Annotated in this window: 16 protein-coding genes; 10 read left to right on the top strand and 6 right to left on the bottom strand. The window is 63.2% G+C overall.

Annotated elements, in window-relative coordinates:
* Nucleotides 1–103 precede the first annotated feature (103 nt).
* Both G3W89_RS29695 and G3W89_RS29690 read right to left on the bottom strand, forming a co-directional pair.
* Nucleotides 104–1264, bottom strand: coding sequence for a toxic anion resistance protein (locus tag G3W89_RS29695; RefSeq protein ID WP_162577714.1), 1161 nt, complete (start codon nucleotides 1262–1264; stop codon nucleotides 104–106).
* A gap of 92 nt (nucleotides 1265–1356) precedes the next feature.
* Nucleotides 1357–2481, bottom strand: a complete 1125-nt coding sequence (locus tag G3W89_RS29690; protein ID WP_162570947.1) for a hypothetical protein — start codon at nucleotides 2479–2481, stop codon at nucleotides 1357–1359.
* 260 nt (nucleotides 2482–2741) lie between these two features.
* Here G3W89_RS29690 and G3W89_RS29685 point away from each other — a divergent pair, with 260 nt between their 5' ends.
* From G3W89_RS29685 to G3W89_RS29675, 3 genes are all read left to right on the top strand, one after another.
* Nucleotides 2742–2945, top strand: a complete 204-nt coding sequence (locus tag G3W89_RS29685) for a hypothetical protein (RefSeq protein WP_162570948.1) — start codon at nucleotides 2742–2744, stop codon at nucleotides 2943–2945.
* Nucleotides 2942–3385: a hypothetical protein gene (locus G3W89_RS29680; protein ID WP_162570949.1), complete on the top strand. Its 444-nt coding sequence runs from the start codon at nucleotides 2942–2944 to the stop codon at nucleotides 3383–3385. Before G3W89_RS29685 ends, G3W89_RS29680 begins: the two co-directional genes overlap by 4 nt.
* 70 nt (nucleotides 3386–3455) lie before the next feature.
* Nucleotides 3456–3884 carry an A1S_2505 family phage non-structural protein gene (locus G3W89_RS29675; RefSeq protein WP_197893621.1) on the top strand — a complete coding sequence of 143 codons (429 nt, stop codon included), beginning with the start codon at nucleotides 3456–3458 and terminating at the stop codon, nucleotides 3882–3884.
* An 87-nt stretch (nucleotides 3885–3971) separates the two neighbouring features.
* On the opposite strand, the gene G3W89_RS29670 is transcribed toward G3W89_RS29675, so the two are convergent.
* A complete protein-coding gene (locus G3W89_RS29670; RefSeq protein ID WP_162570950.1) occupies nucleotides 3972–4247 on the bottom strand; it encodes a hypothetical protein in 276 nt (91 codons plus the stop codon).
* A 180-nt stretch (nucleotides 4248–4427) separates the two neighbouring features.
* Between G3W89_RS29670 and G3W89_RS29665 the strand changes: the two genes are divergently transcribed.
* From G3W89_RS29665 to G3W89_RS29635, 7 genes are all read left to right on the top strand, one after another.
* Nucleotides 4428–5033 carry an OB-fold-containig protein gene (locus G3W89_RS29665; RefSeq protein ID WP_269475014.1) on the top strand — a complete coding sequence of 202 codons (606 nt, stop codon included), beginning with the start codon at nucleotides 4428–4430 and terminating at the stop codon, nucleotides 5031–5033.
* 47 nt (nucleotides 5034–5080) lie between these two features.
* A complete protein-coding gene (locus G3W89_RS29660; RefSeq protein WP_162570952.1) occupies nucleotides 5081–6823 on the top strand; it encodes a flotillin family protein in 1743 nt (580 codons plus the stop codon).
* A 164-nt stretch (nucleotides 6824–6987) separates the two neighbouring features.
* Nucleotides 6988–7257, top strand: a complete 270-nt coding sequence (locus tag G3W89_RS29655) for a hypothetical protein (protein WP_162570953.1) — start codon at nucleotides 6988–6990, stop codon at nucleotides 7255–7257.
* A gap of 115 nt (nucleotides 7258–7372) precedes the next feature.
* Nucleotides 7373–8131: a hypothetical protein gene (locus G3W89_RS29650; protein WP_162577713.1), complete on the top strand. Its 759-nt coding sequence runs from the start codon at nucleotides 7373–7375 to the stop codon at nucleotides 8129–8131.
* Nucleotides 8132–8436: 305 nt separating this feature from the next.
* Complete coding sequence (locus G3W89_RS29645; RefSeq protein WP_162570955.1) at nucleotides 8437–8835, top strand: hypothetical protein; 399 nt, start codon at nucleotides 8437–8439, stop codon at nucleotides 8833–8835.
* Nucleotides 8836–8956: 121 nt separating this feature from the next.
* The gene (locus G3W89_RS29640; RefSeq protein ID WP_162570956.1) at nucleotides 8957–10126 is read left to right on the top strand and encodes a hypothetical protein; all 1170 of its coding nucleotides are present in this window, start codon (nucleotides 8957–8959) and stop codon (nucleotides 10124–10126) included.
* Between the two features lie 75 nt (nucleotides 10127–10201).
* Nucleotides 10202–10732, top strand: a complete 531-nt coding sequence (locus G3W89_RS29635; RefSeq protein WP_162570957.1) for an HD domain-containing protein — start codon at nucleotides 10202–10204, stop codon at nucleotides 10730–10732.
* A gap of 42 nt (nucleotides 10733–10774) precedes the next feature.
* Here the strand turns inward: G3W89_RS29635 and G3W89_RS29630 are convergent, their stop codons facing one another.
* The 3 genes from G3W89_RS29630 to G3W89_RS29620 are packed head-to-tail and all read right to left on the bottom strand — an operon-like array spanning nucleotide 10775 to nucleotide 14165.
* Nucleotides 10775–11164, bottom strand: a complete 390-nt coding sequence (locus G3W89_RS29630) for a Csu type fimbrial protein (RefSeq protein WP_162595291.1) — start codon at nucleotides 11162–11164, stop codon at nucleotides 10775–10777.
* 55 nt (nucleotides 11165–11219) lie between these two features.
* Nucleotides 11220–13436: a fimbria/pilus outer membrane usher protein gene (locus G3W89_RS29625; protein ID WP_162570959.1), complete on the bottom strand. Its 2217-nt coding sequence runs from the start codon at nucleotides 13434–13436 to the stop codon at nucleotides 11220–11222.
* Between the two features lie 21 nt (nucleotides 13437–13457).
* On the bottom strand, nucleotides 13458–14165 hold the full coding sequence (locus G3W89_RS29620) for a fimbrial biogenesis chaperone (RefSeq protein ID WP_162570960.1): 708 nt from the start codon (nucleotides 14163–14165) through the stop codon (nucleotides 13458–13460).
* Nucleotides 14166–14253: the final 88 nt, after the last annotated feature.

Here is a 14253-nt window from a genome sequence, read left to right as displayed (position 1 = left end):
ACGGCCACGGGGAAGGCGGCGCCGGTGGTGAAGGACGTGACGGCGACGACAGCGATGATTGCGAGCAGCATGTGGATTTCCTTGAGTGAAGTGGCTTTTGGGTTCAGAGTGCGATGCCGCCGGCGGCAACCGGGGCGGGAAGATTGCCGGCCGTGGCCGACTGGTCGTTGCGAATGCGCTGCATGTGCTCGTCTAGCATTCCGCGCACCACAGCGTTATTGCTCTCCATGGTCAGGAGGGACTGGCTACGGAAGTTGTCCATGATTTCCATCGCCTCGTACGTCTTGTCGAACATCGCCTGCAGCTTCTGCACGGCGAAAAGCGGGTCGCTGGCGAATTCGGTCGTGGCCTTGGCGTGGTCGCTCAGAGCGGTACCGGTGGCCTCGACCAAGCCTTCGACGCTTGCATTGGCGCCCTTGAGCATGGCCATCGTTTTCATCTGGACGCCCAACGAGCGGGCCATCGTCACACCGAGGGACATTGCTGCCATGCCGAGGGTGGACACGCGGTCGCAGCCGTTCATGGCTTCGCGGCCGGTGCGGCGAATCTGGCCCAGCGCATGGTGTGCGTTCACAGTCAAGGCTTGAGTAGCCAGCAGGTCACCCTGGTTCTGGCGAATGTAATAGAGCACTTCCTGCTCCAGCGCACGAGCACGGTCCGGTTCCGCTGTGCGAATGCTTTCGATGCTCGTGCTCAGGCGCTGGTCCAGGCCGTGGATGAAGTAGACAGCCGCCTCGAGCTTCTCGAGCGCCGCCCAGAGCTTCGTCTGCGAGGTCCCCAGGTCGCTCACACCTCGGCCGACCTCGTCCTTTGCGGCGACGACGTTCTCCTGGATTGCCGACATATGTGAGTCGGCGGACTCATAGCGGCGCAGGTAGCGCGTCAGGCGGTCACCCCATGGGAGCTCCAGCCCGAATACCTTCGAGGGCACTGGGACGCCCAACACCTTGGTAGGGGCGAAGAGATTGCCCTGCTTGGAGGGGTTGAACTGGTCGAAGAGCTCGCGCATCTCCTGAATCGCCAGGTATGCCGGCGACTCCGCATCTTTCGCGAAATTGGCGCTGGTGAAGGAGTTCGTGAGCGTCGTCGCGTCAGCGATTTCCTTGCGGCCAACCTGGAAAGCCTGCTGCAGCTTCGCTTGGAACTCGTCCGAGGCGACGTCGGCGTTTTGCAGCGAGGCCACGAACGCCTCCAGCTGGGCATCCACCGCCTGTCGGGTCGCCTCCGGCAGCTTCACGCGCCCTTTGGCGTCAGCCGGCACCATGGGGGTCAATGCCTCCGGGGGTGTGAGTACCAGGGGAGCCACGGTAACGGCGGTTGCAACGGCTACTTCGGTTTGCTGAGAGAGAGGTTGGGTCATTGCAGGGCTTTGCCTTCGAGCTTGTTGACGAGCACTTGATTCATCGCGTCCAGGACCGGTGTCGAGGGCGCATCTGCGAGATTGAGAAGTTCAGGAGCATCCAGCTCGATTTCCTTGGCCGCAGCCTCGAAAATTGCCGGGTCGGTGGTTCGGAACCCGTATTGCGCGGCGATGACCTGCGCTTCACGGTTGTTGGAAAGGATTTCGCCGAGTTTCTTGCCATTCGCGCTGCGGCCGACCAAGATGTGCTTCAGGACCAGGCCGGGCTGCGGATAGAGCAGGGTGTGCGCATCGTTGAGCTTGCCCTGACGCTTCGCCTCGACGAATTGACTTTCGTAAACGAGCACCAGCGGGGCCTTTCCCATGCCCTGACCGATGTAGTCCTCGAAGGGGCCGGAGAGAGTGCTCTCTTGGAAGCCCTGCCGACTGATGAGCGGCGAAAGCTCGTCCGCAAGGGCCCCGGCTTTGGCGAGGTCAGTCGGGACCTCGTTGCCATTGCGGATGTAGGCGAGCGTAGCGATGAACAGGGCACCCGTGTTGGACTTGCGGACATCGGGCGTGTTCACTAAAAACCCGCGGTTCACGCTGAAGACGTCGTTGCCCGACAGTTGGTTCCAGCGTTTGGCTGACACCATGAGGGGCAGCGCCTTCTCCAGGTTCAGGTCGCCGTGCTTGCCAACAACCTTCACGAGCCCGTTTGCCGACAGAACCGGCACCAGCTTCTTCCAGCTTGCGACGGCCAGCGGAGTCGAGAAGACGGGGTAGGCGCTCGAGCCGGGCAGGACGGCGCTGAAATCGCTGGCCGTATTGGCGCCAGCGGGCCACACGGCATCGAACGTGCCAGCTCGAGCCACATCGGCGCTCGTGCTGCCCGACTTCTCCAGCTCGAGCTTGAGCCCCTCAGCAGCCAGGATTGCGGTCAGCTGCTCGTCCTTGAGAAAGGCAAACTTCGCGCTCCCGGTGAGCACCTTGACGGTCGCGACCTTGGCGGCGGATGCTGGGGCCGGGTCGCCCGCAGCAGCGCCGTCTGCAGCCGGCACGCTGGACATGGATTTCCAAATGCCTCCGCCGATGGCAAGCACGAGCGCGCCAAGGAGAACGTACCGAATTTGCTTGTTCATGAAGTCTAGGGTCCCCGAGTGGGTTTGTGTTTTACGCATCGTACCATGAAAGGCGCCTAAACCGCAATATGGAGGTATTTTAGGTACAGGCAGTGTCAGTTGGCCGCGCCGCGGCGGGGCCGCAAACGTTCGCGCACTGCCGCAGGAGTCCTCCACACTAGCGTTCATGCGTTATAGACGCAGTGCTTTACTTGTCATTTTAGGTACGTTACGCTATAATGCGTGCACTCCAACGAACAAGACATCAAGGTCCTCCCCACATGCTCCGCTCTGGTGACTCAATCCGCCTGACTTCCAATGAACGTGAAGTTTTTGCCTCCATCACCGGCGGCGAGGGCCTTCCGGCTCCCACGACCGTGGCCGAGCACAACAAGGCGCTCCAGGATGCATCGGAGTACCACGCCCAGCGCGATACCGCGGAGGACAAGTTGCTGGCAGCGCTGGCCCTGGACCTGTTGGCATGAGCGGCAAGCCTGTTGGGGCGAAGTGGAGTGGCAGCAAGCTCACCGTCATTACCGAGCGAACTTCCGCGTGGCGCCCCATGGCGAAGGCCCCGAAGGACGGAACCGTCATCCTCGTGTGCGAGACCCCCAATGGGGAGGCGTGGAACGTCATGCCCGCGGCGTTCATGAATCTGTACGGCGGCGGCCGGCTCGCATGGTGGGGCGTTTCGCCCACGTCGCGGTTGCCGACCCATCTGATGACGCCAGAACGGATGGAATCTGCCGACGAGCATTCGCCCTTGGCCGTCGACTGGCGCCCCATCGCGCTCACCCCGATTTGCTGGCAGCCAATGCCTGAGCTGGAAGACGTCTCGACGCTCCGCCGGCGCTTCAGCGCTATCGCTGCTCACAAGTACAAGGACCTGGTGCGGGCGGCGGGAGCGGTGCCGAGCGCGACCTAGTTGCCTTCGAGGACCCAGACCCCGCCCAGCCGAGGCGCTTTCGATTTAGCCCCATGAACTCCAGGTCGCAGTGACAACCATCTACGTCTTTGGCAGCAACAGGGCGGGTCGACACGGAAAGGGCGATGCTCTGACGGCTCGCCTGCGCCATGGCGCCATCTACGGCCAAGGGGAGGGCCTCCAGGGCCGCAGCTACGGCATACCGACCAAGGATGGGTTCCTAAGGCCCCTTTCCTTGCCAGACGTCGCACAAGGCGTTGCGCGCTTCCTCGCTTTCGCACATGCTCACCCGGAGTTGACTTTCGACGTGCAGGGCGTTGGCTGCGGCCTGGCCGGGTTCCTGACTGCTCAGATAGCACCACTGTTCAGTGACGCGCCGCCCAACTGCTACCTTGAGCCGCGGTTTGTGGCGCACCTGCGGGACCTTGGCGTCGAAAAGAAGGCAGGCCCGCCACCCTCCGCCCAGGTTGACGCTGGCCAGGCCACGTTGGACTTCTGAGGCGCGGTAGGCCGTCGAACTCCCCGAGACGAAAAAAGGCTCTCCACAGGGGAGAGCCTTCGGAATTAAAAATTCCAGAACTGCGAATTACGTCGTCAGCAGTGCCGTCACGATGATGAGGCGAGCCTTGGCGTTGAGCGACCGGGAGTCCAGCATCCGATGGATGTGCTCACGCTGGCCAGCAGAGAGCAGCTCGTCGACGATGTAGTCGAAGTCTGCGAGACCGTTCGCCAAGTCGGGTGACTGGGCGAGACGGTTCGCAAGAAGACCGGGATTCTTCTTGGCGACTTCGAGCACGGTGCCTTTGGCTGACTTATGTGCCGCTTGTTCCAGCGCAAGCGCGGTTTTGACATTGGCCTTCACGAAAATTCCTGTAGTTAACCTGAACCGTATAGACACAAGGCTTTAGGTACTTCCAGGGGCGTAAGGATAGGCAGACCGCTTAAACCGTACCCGTATGAAACGCTTCCCTACACAGGGCACAGGACAACCTGTTGCGCGCTTCGGCAGCGCACCCGTCAGTAATCATTTTTTTGAGGCACTATGGATTTCTTTCTGCTACCTCAAGTCGCACCGTTCACAGCTGCCCTTGCGGCAGTGGCAGTCATAGGGATGTTCGAGCTCCTCAGCTTGGTGGTCCTGGGCGTCGCCGCCATCACCCATGTTCTCGACAACCTGCTGGACCTGGATACGCCGGACTTCGCCGGTCTGGACTGGGTCCTCATCAAGGGTGTCCCCCTGATGGTGACCCTCATCACGGCTCTGGGCGGCTTCGGCTGCGCCGGTTTGGCCGTTCAGACGATGCTAGGAACCCCCGGCGAGCCAGTGGCTCTGCTGCCGGCAGCAAGCATCGGCATCGTCGGGGCCCTCGCCAGTGTTCGCGGTATCGGCGCATTCTTCAAACGCTATCAAATCGCCCACCACAGCACCGCTGTGTCCCTGGAATCACTGGTCGGCCGCGAGGCCGTGCTGCAAAGCCAGCTCGCACGCATCGGCTTCCTCGGCGAAGCACTCGTTCGGGACGAGCACGGCAACGTGCACTACGTCTTCGTTCAACCTGAGGAAGGCACCCCCGACCTCGTGCACGGCGCCCGCCTCGAGCTCCTGGCCTTCGATGGCTCGAACTTCCGCGCACGCGCCGTGAAGTAGCCCCTTCTCAAGAACCCGTTTCCCAATCCAACCAAAGGAACCTATCCATGAGCTTTCTCTCATCCCTCGCCGGCATCGGCATCCCCCTCCTCGCCGTCCTCATCGTCATCGTCGTCATCGGCTTTGTACTGTCGAAGCTCTACGTCAAGGTGGACGCCGAACGCACGTTCGTGCGCACTGGCATGGGTGGCCGCAAGGTCGTCCTCAGCGGTGGCGCCCTGGTGCTGCCCATCTTCCACTCCATCACGTGGGTGAACCTGAAGACGCTGCGCCTCGAGGTCACCAAGAAGGACGACCACTCGCTCGTGACCGGAGACCGTCTCCGCGTGGACGTGGGGGTTGACTTTTTCGTGCGCGTTGGCAACAACGCTGAAAGCATCGGCCTGGCTGCGCAAACGCTCGGCGATTTGACGACCAAGCCGGAACTGCTTGCAAGGCAGGTCGAAGCCAAGTTCGTGGACGCTCTGCGTGCCGTGGCCGCAAAGATGGCTCTCAACGAGTTGCATCAGCAGCGCCACGAGTTCTCGCAGGCCGTGCAGAACGCCGTCGCCCCCGACCTGGCAAAGAACGGCCTGGAAATGGAGTCGGTGTCGCTGACCTCGCTGAATCAGACGGACAAGCGCTACTTCAACGTGGACAACGTCCTCGATGCGGAGGGCCTGGCCAAACTGACGGCTGTGACCGAAGCGAACAAGAAGACCATCAACGACGTGGAACAGACGAACCAGGTGGCCATCGAACAGCGAAACCTCGAAGCCGCCCGTCAACGTGCCGAAATCAAGCGCGACACGGCTGAAGTGACCCTGCAGAACGACCTCCAAGTCGCCACGATGACGGCCAACCGCGAAGCGGAAATCGCCGCCACCCAGGCAGACGGTCGTCGTCGTTCGCAGCAGGCGAGCATCGACGCAGAGCGTGAAATCGAACTGGCACGCGTCGCCTCGGCGCAGACGGTGAAGACGGCGGAAACCGCCTCGGAAACTGCCGTTCGCCTCGCCCAGCAAGAGCAGGCCATCACGGTGTCGAACAAGACGACGCAGGAAGCGCAGGCCGAGTCGGAAGCGAACAAGGCGCGTGCGCTGGCTGTCGCTGCCGAGGAACAGGTCCGCACGGCCCAGGCAACGGAAATCGCGAATCGTACGAAGGCCGTGGCCGTCATCGCCGCGCAGCAGCGCGCCGAGGAAGACTCCATCGGCATCGTGGTCGCAGCAGAAGCCGAGCAGACGGCGGCCAACCACCGCGCCATGGCACTGCGCACCGAAGCAGAAGGCCATCGTGACGCCCAAGTGGCACGCGCTGCCGGTATCCTGGCAGAAGGCGAAGCAACGGCCGAAGCGCTGGAAAAGCACAACGCTGCCCAGAACACGCTGTCGCCGGATGTCATCGCTCAGCAGGTCAAGCTGGCGCTCATCGCAGCGCTGCCGGAAATCATCGCCAAGTCGGTTGCTCCCCTGGAGAAAATCGATTCCATCCGCATCGCCAACATCGGCGGTCTGGGCGGCAATTCGAGCAACGACGGAAATGGTGGCAACGGCAACACGGCCGGCAACGGCGGCGGCTTGGTCGACCAGGTGGTGCGCGGCGCGCTGACGTACCAGTCGCAGAAGCCGGTCGTGGACTCGCTGCTGGCACAAGTGGGCTTCGGCACCGGCGCCACCCTCGACAACCTGCTGGCCAGCGGCCTGGCAGTCGGTCAACTGGCAGTTCCGGAGGTGGCCGTTTCCACCGCACCGGATGTCGCCGTCCCTTCGGCAACGCCCGCCGCGAACGATGGGCTGCAAGCAGCCTAATCGCTGAACTTTGTCCCGGTTAGCCCCGGGGCCGCGTTTCAGCTGATTCCTAGCCGCGCACTTTCGAGTGCGCGGCTTTTCTTCGCCTGACCGCCGGCAACCCGCGCGGCAGTAAAGTTGGGCCTGTACCCCCACGCAGACCTCAACCTCGAAAAGGTCACATCATGGAAGACAACGCGGAACTTCGGCACCTTCTCGCAAGGGCCAGGGATGCAGCGCGCGGCGGCCATGCAGCCTGGACCGTTCAGTCCACAGGCGAGAAGGTGGCCGTGGCATTGGTCCTTAATCGAGCCGACTGGCTGGCCGAGTTCGACTACACGCTAGCGGAAGCCATCAAGCGAACCGGGCCGGAATGGCTGCAGCTGATTCCAACTGTCGAGCGCCTCCTGGAAGACGAGGGCGTCTTGCCGGTGTCCCCTCAGTCGCCCAGCTGAGGCGCTCGGCCTCCCGCCTGCCGTTCTAAATGCCTCCGTTGTTCGTTCAGGTCTTCGGTCCGTCACTACACATCTCGTGTGGCCTGACGGCCGTAAATTTCAACGAAAGGACATCATGGGTAGAAGAGAGTGGGAAAAGGGTGAGGTCGTCATCCCGTCGGCCGCCTGGGCTGGCTTCAAGAAAGACCTGCGCGAGGCGTACAACAAGGCCATCGCCGCGGACTTCGAACTCGCCAAGCGAGTGCACGAGCGTGTGAAAGCCGCCCAGAAGGGCAAGCGCAATGTGGACTGGGAAAAGGCGGTCTGGGCTGAAATCCACGCCACCGACGAAAAGCGCTCTGCGGGCTATGGCTACTTCGGGGGCGGGGGCACCTACCAGGCCGAACGCTATGAGTTCAAGGTCGTCTCGGAATGGAACGTCAAGACCGCGCTCCTCGTGAATGATGAAGCTACCGGCAAGGTGAAGCTCGCCACGCCAAAGGCGAAGAGCTTTGCGCCGGTGAAGTCGGACGCACGCCAGTTCTATGCTGGCAACGAGGCATCCATCACGCTGGTGGACGAAAGCCGCACCGCGAAGTGGAACGTGTACGAAAACAAGAACGCGTGCGAGGAAGCGCGCCAGTCGTACATGGGCCGGGCCTTCCTCGGGCTGCTGGCGAAGGTCAAATGGACGCGCGGCTCTGGCGGCTCCTTCCATGGCAACGACGAATACCACGAGGACGCCGGCCGGGAACATGCGGGGGGCGGCGGCAGCTACATCAAGGACACCTTTGGTCCCCTCGGAGATGACGACTACGAGCGGACCAACGGCATCCGCCGCGCCAAGGCGCCTGCCTTTGCGGGCAGCCGGACGGTCGGGAAGTTCTATCGTTAATTCTTCAGCAGCGCCCTCCAGGCGCTGCTTTTTCGTCAACGCGACCGCCATGACTACTTTCGGGTGCGAACGCCCGCCGGCGTGTTTTGAAAAGCCGCCGAAGTGCCGAATTCTTCGCTTCTGCGGGGGGCCTTGTTCAGGGGAAAATCCTCCTACAGTCCTTAGGGGTTGTTCAAGGGGTTATCAAGGTTCGGCTCGCCTCGCGGCGGGCCTCTTTTTCCCCCACGATGGTCACTGCGCCTGCGGGGTAGTGCCACGTGCATTTCTTTCCTTAGCCAGGCCATGGCCTGGCCGCTTCTTCGCTGATGTCTCCCATTGCCACCATCACCGCTGCTGACGACGGCGGCGCGCACCTCCAACGTTCCATTTCCGACCTGCTCAAGATTGTTCGCGACCAGCTCAAGCTCGAGGTCCTCTTTGTCGCCGAGTCCGTGGGCGGCAACCGCGTGCTCCGCCAGGTCTGCGCCGTCGTTCACGGCGTTGGTGTGCACATTAGAGTTCCTGTCCAACTCCCAGACGGGCGGCTGTACGGCACGCTTTGCGGCTTCAACGTCGCCCCGTCGGCCCATCTCGACGAGAGGCACGTGAGACGACTGGAAATGGCGGCGGCAGCCGCCGCGCGGCTCCTGGCCCGGGCCGAGGGAAGCGACCTGTACGCGCTCGACGAACACGACGTCGTGACGATGCCCGGCGTACTCCTCTAAGGGATTGAGGCGCGCTTCAGGGCTCTCCGGATAATGTTTTCCGTAAGTCCGGGCTAAACGGGCTTTCTACACGATGGACACAGGAAACCCCTGTTCATTTCATCCATCAGCAGGAAGCCCCATGCCCAATCCCCAGAACGACAGCCTCCACCTTTTCGCTCACCAGGTGAGCGCTCAACTCTTCGCGCGCTGCCGCGTGAACGTGTCAATCGCCGATGTTCTGGACATGGTGGAGAGCGCCGTCTACGCCAGCGAGGGCAGCGGCCGCCCCGCGCAGCCCCAGCAAGCCCCGAACCCCGCGCAAGCTCCGGCCCACCTGGCGACAACCAGCGCTGCGGAGACGCTGGTGCGCAACGCCCTGCAAGGCGGCCAGACCTACATCCTTGAGCAGTCCGAGGGCACCGCCCGTCTCGCGCTGCTGGACCCAACCATCCGTAGCGGAATACGCCAGCTCAACATCTCTGCCCCCGGTGACGTCGCAAAGGCGCTGCGTGACCTGCTTGGCGTCGAGCTGGAGCAGGACAACCAGGTTTCGCGCGTGGTGGCCCTCTCCGACGGCACCGAGGTCTTCCTCACCGTTCGTCGCTTCGACGCGTCCCAGCAGGACCGTGACGCTGACGGCTACGAAATCTCGGCGCTGCCGGCAAAGAAGCCCGCACTGTCCATCTACGACCTCGGCATTACCCAGGTCGACCGGTGGATGGACGCCGCCGAGCAGTCGGACGGGCTGTGCCTGGTTCACGGTACCGGCATCCGCACGACCCTGCGCGCCACCGCAGACGAACTCGCCGAGCAAGGACGAGAGGTCATCTGGGTCGACAAGGCCGACGACGGTGCAGCGCTCGCCCGCATGGACGCCGACGTCTACGTGTTCTCTCGTCCGTTGCGGGATGCCAAGCATCTGCAGATGGTGGTCGAGCTCGCCGAGCAAGGCTACATCGTGCTCGCGTCGCTTCGCGCAGGCAGCGCCAAAGAAATCGTCAACCAGTTCTACCGCGCCGGCGTGCCGGCGGAGCGCCTTGGCGACATTCTCAATGCGACGCTGCTACAGGTGCTGGTTGACCAAGCCGCGGAAGACGACGGCTCGCCGTTTTCCCGCGAGGACCTCGCCCCCACGGTGCTGTCGGAGTTCATCGGCTACGACGATGCCCGTGACCTCGAGGCTCTGATGAGCGGAGACCTGCATGTGCGCTTTATCGCCATCGACGCAGCCGAGAAGCTGCGCGCGGACGAAATCACCGAGGAAGCCGCGCGCTCTGTTGCCGGCGACCTCCTCGACGTCTACCTTTGAGCCCAGAAAGAGGGCCGACAGCCCTCTTTGACCCTCGTGGCCTATACCTCACAAGTAAACTCTGAGGTATAGGCCATGACTACTTCTGCTTTCAACCATCTACGCTTCGATGCCCCTGTTCCCGAGGAGGCAGTCGTCGCGGCCAGGGCCTTCGCCATCAAGGCACACGGCGACCAGGTGTACGGCGACAAGTCTTACGTGGAAGGCCACCTGGACCGCGTTGAGGCCCTGGTGCGCTTCTACAAGCTGCCCAACTTCTTTCGCGTCGGCGCATACCTGCACGACACACTGGAAGACACCGCGGTGACCCAGGAAGAGCTTGCGCAGTCGTTCGGCGTGGACATTGGCGACATGGTCGACTGCGTCTCTGGCTTTGGGGAAACCCGACGCGAGCGCAACGAAGACATCGTCGGGAAGCTGCAGCACAATCCGCAATACGTGCCGCTGAAGCTGCTGGACCGCTTGGCCAACGTCGAGGCGTGCGTCGAGGAAGGCAAACTCGAGTTCCTCCCGATGTATCGCAAGGAAATGCCGATGTATTACGGCCTGTTCAGCGCCGCGTATCCCGAGGCCTACGCGCGACTGTGCCGGGCACTCAACTGGTGATTCTGCCCAAAAGCCCCGCTCCCGCGGGGCTTTTTCTTGTGCTCAGGGTTCGATGTAGACGGTCACGCCGTCATGGTATTGGCCGCCCGACACGTCCTGGCCAGGCGCAATGCTGGCGAAGACGGGAATGTCGCGCCCCAGGAGCAGCAGCGAAAGGACGACCGGCACCGACTGGCGCGACGCGACCGTGCCCCACACGCGCGAGTAGCTGCTGTCGGAGTAGATGTTGTAGCTCAGCGTGTCGGCCTTGCTGGTGTGCTTCATCTTGCGAGTCGCGATGCTCCCGGATGTCTCTGATGGTCCGAAGCTGACGTTCACCAGTGCTCCCGCCAGGCACCGGACGTTGAGCGACGATGAGGTTTTCAGGGGCTGCGCGCTTGTCGCCTCGTAGCTGCCAAACTGCAGTGGGCGGGTGCTGACTGAGCAGCCCATCTCCAGCCCAAGCAGAGCGTGCGCCGGCCAAGAGACCAGGCAAAGCAGTGCCAGGCTAAGGGCTCGTACAAGGGACATCCCCAATCTCCAGAAAAGCTGTTTTTCGTTCCGGGATGCGCACGGATACTTGGCAGGGCCGGCCGTCCACCACAAGACCGCCTTCATAAAGGCCCGGCGGTCCTTCATCTGTGTAAAAGGTGCCGTCCTTGCTCGTGACCAGCCGGAGCGTGTCCGAAGGGCTGGCAAGCGAAACCCGATGGCTGCCCAAGGCCACGCCGTCGGCGGACACCAGCCTTCCGGAGAGGGCTTGAGCAAGGTGCACCTTGAAATCCAGCAGGACGCCAGCCTTGTCCGGCAAAGAGACGTTCCTCTGCAGGGACTCGACTGCATAGTCCAGGGGAATGTTCTGTTCGTCCAGGGTGAGGCCATGCTGGGCCCAACTCGTAAGGTATGGCACCAGGAGACGACCATCATCTCCGGTGCGACCCATGTACTGGTTGTCCATCATGACCTTGACACCAGGCAACTTCGCGTCGACCACCGCGAACGCACCGTCGATGGGCCGCGTTATGCGCAATCCGTCCCCCCGAGTCCAGGCCACCGTGCTCGCCACCGAAACCCCCGCTTGCCCGGTTCGTTCCGAGGCATCGGCAGAGAAGGAAGTGCTGAACCGCTCGTGGAGGTACTGGCCACTGGCACGCACGTCCTGTTGGTCACCGACCCGCTGGGTGGCAAGGCGGTACCCGAGACCGCGCTGTCGCGAGCCGACGCTTGAGTAGTCGGCGCCAGAGACCACCTGCCCGCGGGAGGCCGAGACGTAGGCACCGGACGATTGGTTCAGACCCAGGTCGTAGCTCAGGGAGACGGCCACGCCTGGTGACACGTCCGGTCCGTGCCCGGTGGTCCCTCGCAGCGTGACATTCAGGGCGCCCCACCGCTTTGAAACGCTGAAAGACAGGCTTTGGCTCCCCTTGCCGTCCATCCGTTCGACCTTGGCCCCGGTGAGCGCGAACACCACGCCAGCGGCAGCCGTGGCCTGGTAGGTGGCGCTGTAGCGCGCGGCGCCCCGCACCCCTGGGTCGGTGACAGCTTCGCCGTAGAAGCCCCGCGAGTAGCGCTCGGCTTGGAATTGCACACTGCCGTGCTTGGATTGACGGACGAAGGCGGCGACCAAGCCCTGGCCGTGCGCGACACCGCTCGCCTGTGTCAGCTGCGCGGATAAGCTGCCGAACTGGCCGAGGACCGCCGTGACCTGGCCGCCGGTGTAATGCGCTCCGCCTGCTGTCCCCTGGGCGAACCCGCCAAGCGTCAGCGCTGGACTGAGCCCGCGGGCATACCGCAGGTTGTAGCCCCACGAAGGCCCCGCACCGACGCCACCCGAGGTTTCGCCGGCCGACACCGCATAATCAGAAACGCCCTCCGCGAGCCCCTCGCTTGGCAGGTAGCGCTGGTCCGTGAAGCGGGACAGCACGTTTCCTGCGCGGTCACGCAGCACGACCTCCGTCGCATGGAGCCCTGCGCCGACGTTGAGGTCGGACATCGACAAAGGTCCGGGTTTGACCGCGACGCTGCGCACCCGGATTCCGTCCACGTAGACATCGGCCATCGCGGGCACGGCCGCCTCGGCCGTAAAGGCAAGGCCTGGCACCCGCTGGAAGTACGGCTTCATCTCGAAGGCGCGCCCGAACCAAACGCCGCGCATGGCTCGTCCGGCATAGCCGTCATTGGGTACATCGCCGATGCTCAAGCGCTGCATCTGGCTTGGGAAGTCCCGACTGAACCGCAGCAGGCTGGAGCGCCAAGTGTTGTCCTCGGAGTACAGGTTGGCCTGCATCAGCCATGCTTGATGGCGAAACGAGTTCTCCGAATAGAACAAGGGGCTTCCCGGCTTGACCGTGTCCGTCGCGACGCGAAAGTTGCCGATGAAGCTCGTCTCAGCCGGGGTGAGCCCGTACGGGCTGACGCTCGCAAGCGAAATCTCCTGGGTGCCTAGACGCGCCGTGTCAGCAGTGAGCCGAACTTCCAGGGCGCTTTCGTCGATGACCGCCTCGACGCCCTCGAGCCCGGTCAGAGGAAGCACGACTTGGCCATCTACGGTGCTTTCGGGGCCGACGGTCTTGATGCCAAGCTTGGCGAGCTCCGAGCGCGCGACGAAGTATTCCCCCTTGTCGAAGACAAAGTTGAAGTTGCCGCGCGGCGAGTCGTTCAGCACGACATCGAGCAGTGCGACCTCGGCGCGCACCCCCGCATGGAGCAGCACGAGTGCCGCCACCGTCAGCCCCCTGCGCACACATCAGTCCGCGCAGAGCGGACCCTGTAGAGCCGTCGGCAGGTTGCCTTCCTCGGTCTCTGCCACCAGCGCCAGGCTTGCGGCACTGCAGGCTGGGCCGGCTGTCTTGAATTCGACCTTGCGGGCGGCACCCGGCAGCAGATACCAAGGATTCAGTTCGCCGAAGGACACCTGGTCCGCTGCCAGGCTCGTCAGGCGGACGTGCGCGTTGCCATTGTTGACAACCCAACCCTGGCCTTGCCCGTCCTTGAATGATTCCGGCTTGAAGCTCAGGGCCAGAGTTTCGGTCGCGGGCCTGTGCCACACTGCGACGCCAAACTTGACCGCCACCGAAAGTCGCGAAGCCCCGACGCGGCCAGCGGCAGAGGGAATTTCCTCCAGGAACAGGCGATACGCTGTCTCCGCGGTGCCTGCGGGCCGCTTGATGCGCGCCCGAACGACACGCTTCGCGCCTGGAGCGACCTCCACCTCCATCGGGAAGAACGCCACGTCGTCGGTGGGCTCGTAGCTGTCCACACCTTCGGCGCTTTGCTTCCATCGCACAGCGCTCACCTTCAGGCGCAGCGGTTCGGCGTCGTCGTTCGTCACCGACACCGAGCCGGCTGGGGCCTTGTCGGTCAGGTCCATGCGTAGCGGCGCAACGGTGAACTGGCCGGCGAATGCACTGGAGGCAGCAATGGCCAACAGGAGGGGAGCAAGTAGTTTCTTCATGGAAAAGCGGTCCTTTGGAAGAGGCCCCAAAAAGCGGCCTTACTTGGATAGGGAGCCGGCTTTATGCGCGCGACGACTGAAAGTGGCC

The organism is Variovorax sp. PBL-H6, from assembly GCF_901827155.1.
Classification (GTDB): domain Bacteria; phylum Pseudomonadota; class Gammaproteobacteria; order Burkholderiales; family Burkholderiaceae_C; genus Variovorax.
Note: the sequence above shows the minus strand (reverse complement) of the source record. Positions and strands in the feature narration are given on the sequence as shown.